Annotated in this window: 6 protein-coding genes and 1 pseudogene; all 7 read left to right on the top strand. The window is 75.2% G+C overall.

The genetic code is table 11. The features are described 5' to 3' along the window. On the top strand, positions 1-1,106 hold a 1,106-nt coding region (locus HLB09_RS09715), incomplete at its 5' end, for a LacI family DNA-binding transcriptional regulator (protein ID WP_246234989.1). Positions 1,107-1,277: 171 nt separating this feature from the next. Next, the gene (locus HLB09_RS09710) at positions 1,278-2,324 is read left to right on the top strand and encodes an autoinducer 2 ABC transporter substrate-binding protein (protein WP_171203181.1); all 1,047 of its coding nucleotides are present in this window, start codon (positions 1,278-1,280) and stop codon (positions 2,322-2,324) included. 76 nt (positions 2,325-2,400) lie between these two features. Beyond that, positions 2,401-3,933: a sugar ABC transporter ATP-binding protein gene (locus HLB09_RS09705; RefSeq protein ID WP_212770850.1), complete on the top strand. Its 1,533-nt coding sequence runs from the start codon at positions 2,401-2,403 to the stop codon at positions 3,931-3,933. Positions 3,934-3,998: 65 nt separating this feature from the next. Beyond that, positions 3,999-4,954: pseudogene (locus HLB09_RS20360) on the top strand (ABC transporter permease). Beyond that, entirely contained in the window at positions 4,951-6,063 is a 1,113-nt protein-coding gene (locus tag HLB09_RS09695; RefSeq protein ID WP_212770849.1) for an ABC transporter permease, read from the top strand. The pseudogene HLB09_RS20360 and the gene HLB09_RS09695 overlap by 4 nt, the downstream one beginning before the upstream one ends. A gap of 97 nt (positions 6,064-6,160) precedes the next feature. After that, the gene (locus HLB09_RS09690) at positions 6,161-7,015 is read left to right on the top strand and encodes a (Fe-S)-binding protein (RefSeq protein ID WP_171203180.1); all 855 of its coding nucleotides are present in this window, start codon (positions 6,161-6,163) and stop codon (positions 7,013-7,015) included. Beyond that, complete coding sequence (locus HLB09_RS09685; protein WP_171203179.1) at positions 7,012-8,505, top strand: LutB/LldF family L-lactate oxidation iron-sulfur protein; 1,494 nt, start codon at positions 7,012-7,014, stop codon at positions 8,503-8,505. The genes HLB09_RS09690 and HLB09_RS09685 overlap by 4 nt, the downstream gene beginning before the upstream one ends. The last annotated feature ends 47 nt before the right edge of the window (positions 8,506-8,552 follow it).

Genomic DNA, 8,552 nt, shown 5'->3' with positions numbered 1-8,552 from the left:
CCCGCGGCCCGGGGCGGGTCGGCGCGTCCCCGAGCGGCGCGGGCCGGCGGAACGGGGGCCGGGAGGGGCAGATGGCGAGCGTCAAGGACGTCGCACGGGCGGCGGGGGTGTCCGTCGGGACGGTGAGCAACGTGCTCAACCGCCCGGACGGCGTCAGCCCCCTCCTGCGCGAGCGCGTCGAGAAGGCCATCGCCGAGCTCGGCTTCGTGCGCAACGAGTCCGCGCGCCAGCTGCGCGCGGGCTCGAGCCGCACCATCGCCGTCGTCGTCCTCGACGTGGCCAACCCCTTCTTCGCGGACGTCGTCGCCGGGGCGGACGCCGCGGCCGAGGAGCACGACGACCTCGTCATCGTCTGCAGCAGCGCCGGGTCCGCCGAGCGCGAGGCGCGGCACCTGCGCCGGCTCGAGCAGCAGCGCGTCCTCGGCGTCCTGCTCAGCCCGGTGCTCGACGGGACGAGCGCGGCGCAGGCCGAGGTCCGCCGCCGGGGGACCCCGGTCGTCCTGCTCGACCGCGGGACGCCGGACCCGGACCAGTCCTCCGTGGCGGTCGACGACGTCCGCGGGGGCGCGCTCGCCGGCGAGCACCTGCTGGACCTCGGCCACCGCCGGCTCGGCTTCGTCGGGGGGCCGCTCGGGCTGCGGCAGGTGGGGGAGCGGCTGCAGGGCCTGCGCTCGGTCTCCGGCGGCGCCGAGGTGCTCGTCGTCGAGAGCGCCGGGATGTCCGTCCGCGCCGGGTCGCAGGCAGCCGCCCAGGTGCTCGGCCTGCCGCCCGGCGAGCGCCCCACGGCCCTCTTCTGCGCCAACGACCTCCTGGCCATCGGGGTCCTCAACGAGTGCCTGCGCCGAGGCGTCCGGGTGCCAGACGACGTCGCGCTCGTCGGGTACGACGACATCAGCTTCGCGGCGACGACGACCGTCCCCCTCACCTCCGTGCGGCAGCCGCGCGAGCTCCTCGGCCGCACGGCCGTGCGGCTCCTGCTCGAGCAGGTGGCGGCGGGACGCCCGGGCGGGCGCCCGACGGGCCCCGGCGAGGGGGTCCTCTACAGCCCCGAGCTCGTCGTCCGGTCCTCGACCACGTCCCGACGGTCCTCCGGGGTGGCGGGCTGACGCACCGGCCCCGGTCGGCGCTCCTGCTGCGCCGCTGTGACGGTGCCGTCACGGAACGTTCGGCCCCTTGACCCGCGCGGCCACGGGCGTCTAGCGTCCGGGCACCCGATGAAACGATCCATCGTGATCGTCGACCGCTCGGTCCCCCGCCGACGAAGGAGTGGCGCAGCCATGAAGCGACACGTCAGCACCGCCGCGGTCCTCGCGGCCCTCGCCCTGGGCGTCTCCGCCTGCGGCACCGGTTCCGGCGGCTCGGCCCCGGCCGGCGACGGCGGGGCCTCCGGGAGCAGCGGCGGCGGGGGCGGCGACGTCCCCTCGGTCGCCTTCGTGCCCAAGCTGCAGGGCGTGCCCTACTTCGAGGCGATGAACACGGGCGGCCAGGCCGCCTGCGAGGAGATCGGCTGCGAGTGGCTCTACCAGGGCCCCGTCGAGGCCGACGCGGCGGCGCAGTCCGACGTCGTGCGCTCCTTCGTCCAGCAGGGCGTCGACGCGCTCGTCGTGGCGCCGAACGACCCCGACTCGATCTCGCCGCTGCTCCAGCAGGCCGCCGACGCGGGCATCGCCGTCGCGACGTCGGACACCGACGCCCCCGACAGCGTCCGCGAGGTCTTCGTCGAGCAGGCCTCGACGGAGGGCATCGGCGAGGGCCTCACGGACGCCCTCATGGAGGCCATGGGCGGCTCCGGGAAGTACGCCATCGTCTCCTGCGGCGAGACCGCGCAGAACCTCAACGCCTGGATCGAGGTCCAGCGCAGCTACACCGCGGAGGCCTACCCCGACGCGGAGATCGTCGACGTCGTCTACGCCGGCGAGGACCAGGCCCGGGCCACCCAGCTCGCCACCGACCTCATGAACGCCAACCCCGACCTCACGGGCCTCGTCGGGGAGTGCACGTCCTCGGCCCCGGGCGTGGCGCAGGCCGTGCGCGACGCCGGACGGATCGGCGAGGTCTCCACGGTGGGCCTCGGCACGCCCCAGGCGATGCTGCCCTACCTCGAGGACGGGTCGTCCTCGGCGGCGATCCTCTGGGACGTCGAGGCGCTCGGGTACCTCACCGCCTACGCCGGCACGCAGCTGGCCGCCGGCGAGGGCTTCGACGACCTGTCGGCCGTGACGGACACCTACCCCGACGTCACCTACGACGACGCGACGAAGACGCTGCTCCTCGGCCCGCCCCTGCGCATCACGGCCGACAACGCCGGCGACTACGACTACTGACACGGGCGACCGCAGCACCCGGCAGCACTACCGACCGCCCCGGGGCGACCGGGGCGACGACGCACGAGGGAGCGACGTGGAGGACGCGCACGTCCCGCAGGGGCAGGAGCCGTACCGGCTCGAGATGACCGGCATCTCCAAGAGCTTCGGGGCCGTGCGCGCCGTCCGCTCCGGGGAGCTGCGGGTGCGGGCGGGCACCGTCCACGCCCTCGTGGGCGAGAACGGCGCCGGCAAGTCCACGATGATCAAGATCCTGGCCGGCGCGGAGCAGCCCGACACCGGGGAGGTCCGCGTCGACGGCCGGCGTGCGGCCGTCGGCAGCACGGCCGGCGCCATCGACCTCGGCGTCGCGACGGTCTACCAGGAGCCGCAGCTCTTCCCGGACCTCACGGTGGCGGAGAACGTCTTCCTCGGCCGCGAGCTCCGGCGTCGCGGGCGGGTCGACTGGGCCGCGCAGAACGCCCGCGTCGTCGAGCTGCTCGAGCTCATCGGCCTGCCGGCGTCGTACGCCACCTCGCCGGTCCGCGAGCTGTCCATCGCGGAGCGGCAGCAGGTCTCGATCGCCAAGGCGCTCGGCGGGGAGGCGCGCATCCTCGTCCTCGACGAGCCGTCGGCCATCCTCACCGACGCCGAGATCGAGGTGCTGTTCACCGTGGTGCGCCGGCTCGTCGCGACCGGCGTCTCCGTCGTCTACATCAGCCACCGGCTCGACGAGCTCTTCACCATCGCCTCCGAGGTGACGGTGATGCGGGACGGCGAGACCGTGGGCAGCTACGCCATCGAGGACCTCACCGTCCGGCGGCTCGTCGAGCTCATGGTCGGCGGCGTCCCCGTCGAGGCGACGGGGCGCTCGGACGTGCCGGACGCCCCGCCGCTGCTGCGGCTCGAGGGGCTGTCGGCGGGCGAGCGGCTGACCGACCTCGACCTGGCCGTGCGCCCGGGGGAGGTCCTCACCCTCTACGGCCTCGTGGGGTGCGGTGCGGCGGAGGTGGCGGAGGTCGTCTACGGCGTCCGCCGCCCCACCGCCGGTCGCGTCCTCGTCGACGGCGAGCCGGTGCAGCCGCGCTCGCCCCGCCACGCGCGCGCCCTCGGCATCGGCCTCGTGCCGCCCGACCGCAAGCTCCAGGGCTCGTTCTCCTTCCAGTCCATCGCCTTCAACATCGCCGCGGGCAACCTCCCGCTGCTGTCCCGCGCGGGCGTCTGGGTGGACCGGGCGCGCGAGCGCCGGGTCGCCCGGGAGGCCATCGACCGGCTCTCCGTCAAGACGCCGGACGAGCGGACGGCCATCTCGGCGATGTCGGGCGGCAACGCGCAGAAGGTCGTCCTGGCCCGTCAGCTCGTCGAGCGGCCCCGCGTCCTCGTGCTCGCCGAGCCGACGCAGGGCGTCGACGTGGGGGCCAAGGAGGAGATCCACCGCATCGTCCGCGGCATCGCCGAGGAGGGATCAGCCGTGCTCGTCGTCACGACCGACCTCGGCGAGGCGATCCGCCTGTCGGACCGCCTCGTCGTCCTGCGGGCCGGACGCGCCGTGGCCGACTTCGGCCCCGGGGCGTCGCAGGCCGACGTCCTCGCCGCCGCGGCCGGCGAGACCGCGGGGGCGGCGGCGTGAGCGCCGCCGCGCCCGCGCCGCCCCGCGGGTCGACGCCTCGCCGCGCCGCCGGAGGGGGGCGGGTGCTGCCCTTCCCCGTGACCGGCCAGGAGCTCGTGCTCGTCGGCGTCATCGCCGTCCTGTGGGTGGTGCTCGGCCTCGCGACGCCCGCGTTCCTGTCGAGCGGCTCAATCGTGCCGCTGCTCGTGGCCACGGCGCCCATCGCCCTCATCGGGATCGGCGTCACCGTCGTCATCATCTCGGGCGGCATCGACGTGTCCGTGGGCTCGATCGTCCTCGTGTGCGCGGCGGTCGCCGCCACGGCCATGACGGCGTCCGGCCTGCCCCTCGTGCCGGTGCTCCTGCTGTCCGTCGCCGTCGGCGGCCTCCTCGGGCTCGTCAACGGCGTGCTCGTGGCCTACGGCCGCGTCCACGCGATCATCATCACGTTCGGGACGCTCAACATCTTCCGCTTCGTGGGCCTGCAGGTCTTCGGCGGGAGCACGATCGACGGCATCCCGCCCGTGCTGGCCGTCTTCGGCCGCGGCGAGGCCGGGCGGACCCTCGGGGTGCCGCACAGCTTCCTGCTCGTGGCCGTCGTGGCCGCGCTCGCGTGGGTGGCGCTGCGGCACACCGCCGGTGGCCGGCACTACTACGCCATCGGGGGCGACGCGCAGGCCGCGCGGCTCGCGGGCATCGCGGTGCGCCCGCGGGTGCTCCTCGCCTACGTGCTCACGGGGCTGCTCACCGGCCTGGCGGCCTGCTTCGTCATCGCCCAGGGCACCTCGACCCTCGCCCCCAACGTCGGCCTCGGGCTCGAGCTCTCCGCCATCGCGGCCGTCGTCATCGGCGGCACGTCCATCACGGGCGGACGCGGCTCCGTCCTCGGCACGGTCCTCGGCGCCCTGCTCGTCCAGACGGTGGCGTCGGGCATCATCCAGCTCGGCTGGCCCTCGCAGCTGTCGAGCCTGTTCATCGGCGTCTTCATCATCGTGGCGGTCGGGTCGACCTGCTGCGCCAGCGCCGCAGGAGGTCCGCGTGAGCACGTCCACCCAGCACGGGGAGAGCAGGGCGCCGGCGCCCGAGCGGCCCGAGGGGCGGGGCCCCTCGCGCGGCGGCGGCCTCGCGCGCATGGGGTCGACCGTCCTGCGCGCCGTGCTCACCCAGCGCGTGCTCCTCCTCGTCGTGCTCCTGGTCGTCGTCGTGGGGTTCTTCCTCAACCTGAGCGCCCGCAACTACCTGGCAGCGCCCTTCGACGGCCGCTACCTGGGCCTCGCGCTCATCAACCTGCCGCCGCTGGTGATGCTGGCGCTCGCGGAGCTGCTCGTCATCACCTCCGGCCGCGGCGGCATCGACCTGTCGGTCGGCGCGATCGTGTCGCTGACCGGCATGGTCTTCGGCCTCGCCCACGGCCAGTGGGGCTGGCCGCTCGTGCCCGCCGTGCTGCTCGCCGCGGCCTTCGGCGCCCTGTGCGGCGCGGTCAACGGCGGCCTGGTGGCCTACCTGGGCTTCCCACCGCTCATCACGACGCTCGCGACGTACTACGCCTTCTCGTCGCTCGCCATCGTCATCACCAGCCAGCAGCCCATCAGCACCGCCCCGATCCAGGACCTCTACGTCCTCGCGCGCGCCGTGCCGGTGGTCGGCGACGTCGCCCTGCCGCTGAGCCTGCTCGTGTTCCTCCTGCCCACGGTCGTCGTCGTCTGGCTCCTGCTGGCGCGGACCGCCTGGGGGCGGCGGGTGTACGCCATCGGCACGAACGACGTCGCGGCCGAGTGGTCCGGCATCGACGTCCGGCGCACGCGCTTCCTGGCCTTCACGGCGGCCGGGCTCATCTCGGGCCTCGTCGCGGTCGTGACCACCGCGCAGTTCGCCTCGGCGCGCCCCGACGCCGGCACCGCAGGCAACGGCCTGGCGCTGCCCGCCATCACCATCGCCGTGCTCGGCGGCGTCGCCATCACGGGCGGCATCGGGAGGGTCTCGGGCGTCGTCCTGGCCGCGCTGCTCGTGGTCTGGCTGAACGCGGGCATCCTGCTCGCGGTGGCGGGCAACACCGGCACCCAGCTGCAGCTCCTGGCCCTCGGCGCCGTGCTCGTGGCGGCGGCGCTCCTCAACGGCCTCGCCGTGCGACGGTACGGAGCGGTGACCTAGCGGTGCGCCCTCCGACGGCGGCCCCGGGTGCCGCAGCGACCCCGACGACGACGGGGACGACGACGCAGGGGACGACGACCGACGACGGGAGGTCCGCGTGCGGATCGCGGTGATGGCCACGTGCCTGGGCGACGCGGTGGCGCCCCAGGCGGTGCGCGCGACGGTGGAGCTGCTCGAGAGGCTCGGGCACGACGTCGTCTTCCCGCCCGGGCAGACCTGCTGCGGGCAGATGCACGTCAACACGGGCTACCTGCGCGAGGCGCTGCCCGTCGTCCGGCACGCGACCGAGGTCTTCGGGCCGGTCGCGGACGGGGAGTGGGACGCCGTCGTCGCGCCCTCGGGCAGCTGCACCGGCTGCGTCCGCCACCAGCACGCCATGGTGGCCCGCCGCGGCGGCGACGAGGCGCTCGCGGTGCGCGCGGAGGCCGTCGCCGCCCGCACGTACGAGCTGTCCGAGCTGCTCGTCGACGTCCTCGGCGTCACGGACGTCGGGGCCTACTACCCGCACCGCGTGACCTACCACCCCACCTGCCACTCGCTGCGGATGCTCCGGGTCGGCGACAAGCCGCTCCAGCTGCTGCGGGCGGTGCGCGGGCTCGAGCTCGTCGAGCTCCCCGACGCCGAGGTCTGCTGCGGCTTCGGCGGCACCTTCGCGCTGAAGAACGCGGACACCTCGACGGCCATGCTCGCCGACAAGATGAGCGCGGTGCTGTCCACCGGCGCCGAGGTCTGCAGCGCGGGCGACTCCTCCTGCCTGCTCCACATCGGCGGGGGCCTCGGCCGGCTGCGGACCGGGGTCCGGACCGTCCACCTCGCGGAGGTCCTCGCGAGCACGGAGGCGACGCAGACGCCGTCGGCGCGCTCCCTCGCCGCCGGGGTCGCCGCGGGCGTCCCGCGGACGGAGACGGGCGAGGACCCCGCGACCGACCCGCTCGAGGAGGACCCGGTATGAGCACCACCGACCTGCCGACGCCGACCGTGCGCCCCGCGCACGCCCCCGCCGGGGTCGGCCACCTGCGCGGGACGCGCCCGTTCCCCGCGGAGGCGCGGGACGCGCTCCAGGACACCCAGCTGCGTCGCAACATGGGCAAGGCGACGGGCGTCATCCGCGCCAAGCGCGCCGCCGTGGTCGACGAGGTGCCGGACTGGGAGGCGCTGCGGCGCAGCGGGTCCGCCGTCAAGGCCGACGTCATGGCGCGCCTGCCCGAGCTGCTCGAGCAGCTCGAGGCGGCCGTGACCGCGCGCGGCGGCGTCGTCCACTGGGCCCGGGACGCCGCGGAGGCGAACGCGATCGTGCTCGACCTCGTGCGCGCCACGGGCGCCGACGAGGTCGTCAAGGTCAAGTCGATGGCGACGCAGGAGACGGGGCTCAACGAGGCCCTCGAGGCCGGCGGCGTCGCGGCGTGGGAGACCGACCTCGCCGAGCTCATCGTCCAGCTCGGCGACGACCGGCCCAGCCACATCCTCGTGCCCGCCATCCACCGCAACCGCAGCGAGATCCGCGAGATCTTCCTGCACGAGATGCCGGACGTGGACCCCGACCTCACCGACGAGCCGCGCCGGCTGGCCATGGCGGCACGGGCCCACCTGCGCCGGAAGTTCCTCTCCGCGAAGGTCGCCGTCAGCGGGGCGAACTTCGCCGTCGCCGACACCGGCACGCTGTCGGTCGTCGAGTCCGAGGGCAACGGGCGCATGTGCCTCACGCTGCCGGAGACCCTCATCACGCTCATGGGCGTGGAGAAGGTCGTGCCGACGTGGTCGGACCTCGAGGTCTTCCTCCAGCTGCTGCCCCGCAGCTCCACGGGGGAGCGGATGAACCCCTACACGTCGACCTGGACGGGGGTCACCCCGGGCGACGGGCCGCAGCAGTTCCACCTCGTGCTCATGGACAACGGCCGCAGCGGCGTCCTCGCCGACCCCGAGGGCCGTGAGGCGCTGCACTGCATCCGCTGCTCGGCGTGCCTCAACGTCTGCCCGGTGTACGAGCGCGCCGGCGGGCACGCCTACGGGTCGGTCTACCCCGGGCCCATCGGGGCCGTGCTGTCGCCGCTGCTCACGGGCATCACGGGCGAGGACGACGTCAACGCCTCGCTCCCGTACGCCTCGTCGCTCTGCGGCGCGTGCTTCGACGCCTGCCCGGTCCGCATCGACATCCCCAACCTCCTCGTGCAGCAGCGCGCGGCGTCCGTCGAGAGCCACCACCGGCCCACGGGCCAGGACGTCGCCATGCGCGCCGCCCGGGTCGCGATGACGTCCGCCGGCCGCTTCCGCGCCGCGGAGAAGGGCCTGGGCCTCGGCCGGTTCCTCGGCGGCCGCAGCGGGCGCATCACCGCGCTGCCCTGGCCGGCCTCGCGGTGGACGGCGAGCCGCGACGTCCACGTGCCGCCCGCCGAGACCGCGCGCGACTGGTTCGCCCGCACGCGCCCGGGGCGGGAGCGGTGAGCGCCCCGGCGGGGGCGCGGGGGAGCGCCCGCGAGGAGGTGCTCGCC

It is taken from the genome of Pseudokineococcus marinus (assembly GCF_013004605.1).
In the GTDB taxonomy this organism is placed as follows: domain Bacteria; phylum Actinomycetota; class Actinomycetes; order Actinomycetales; family Quadrisphaeraceae; genus Pseudokineococcus; species Pseudokineococcus marinus.
This window is presented reverse-complemented; position numbering and strand designations above follow the sequence as displayed.

Excerpts from the sequence above, each read along its gene's own strand:
- HLB09_RS09710 (WP_171203181.1), top strand. The coding sequence starts at position 1,278 with ATGAAGCGACACGTCAGCACCGCCGCGGTCCTCGCGGCCCTCGCCCTG.
- HLB09_RS09685 (WP_171203179.1), top strand. The coding sequence starts at position 7,012 with ATGAGCACCACCGACCTGCCGACGCCGACCGTGCGCCCCGCGCACGCC.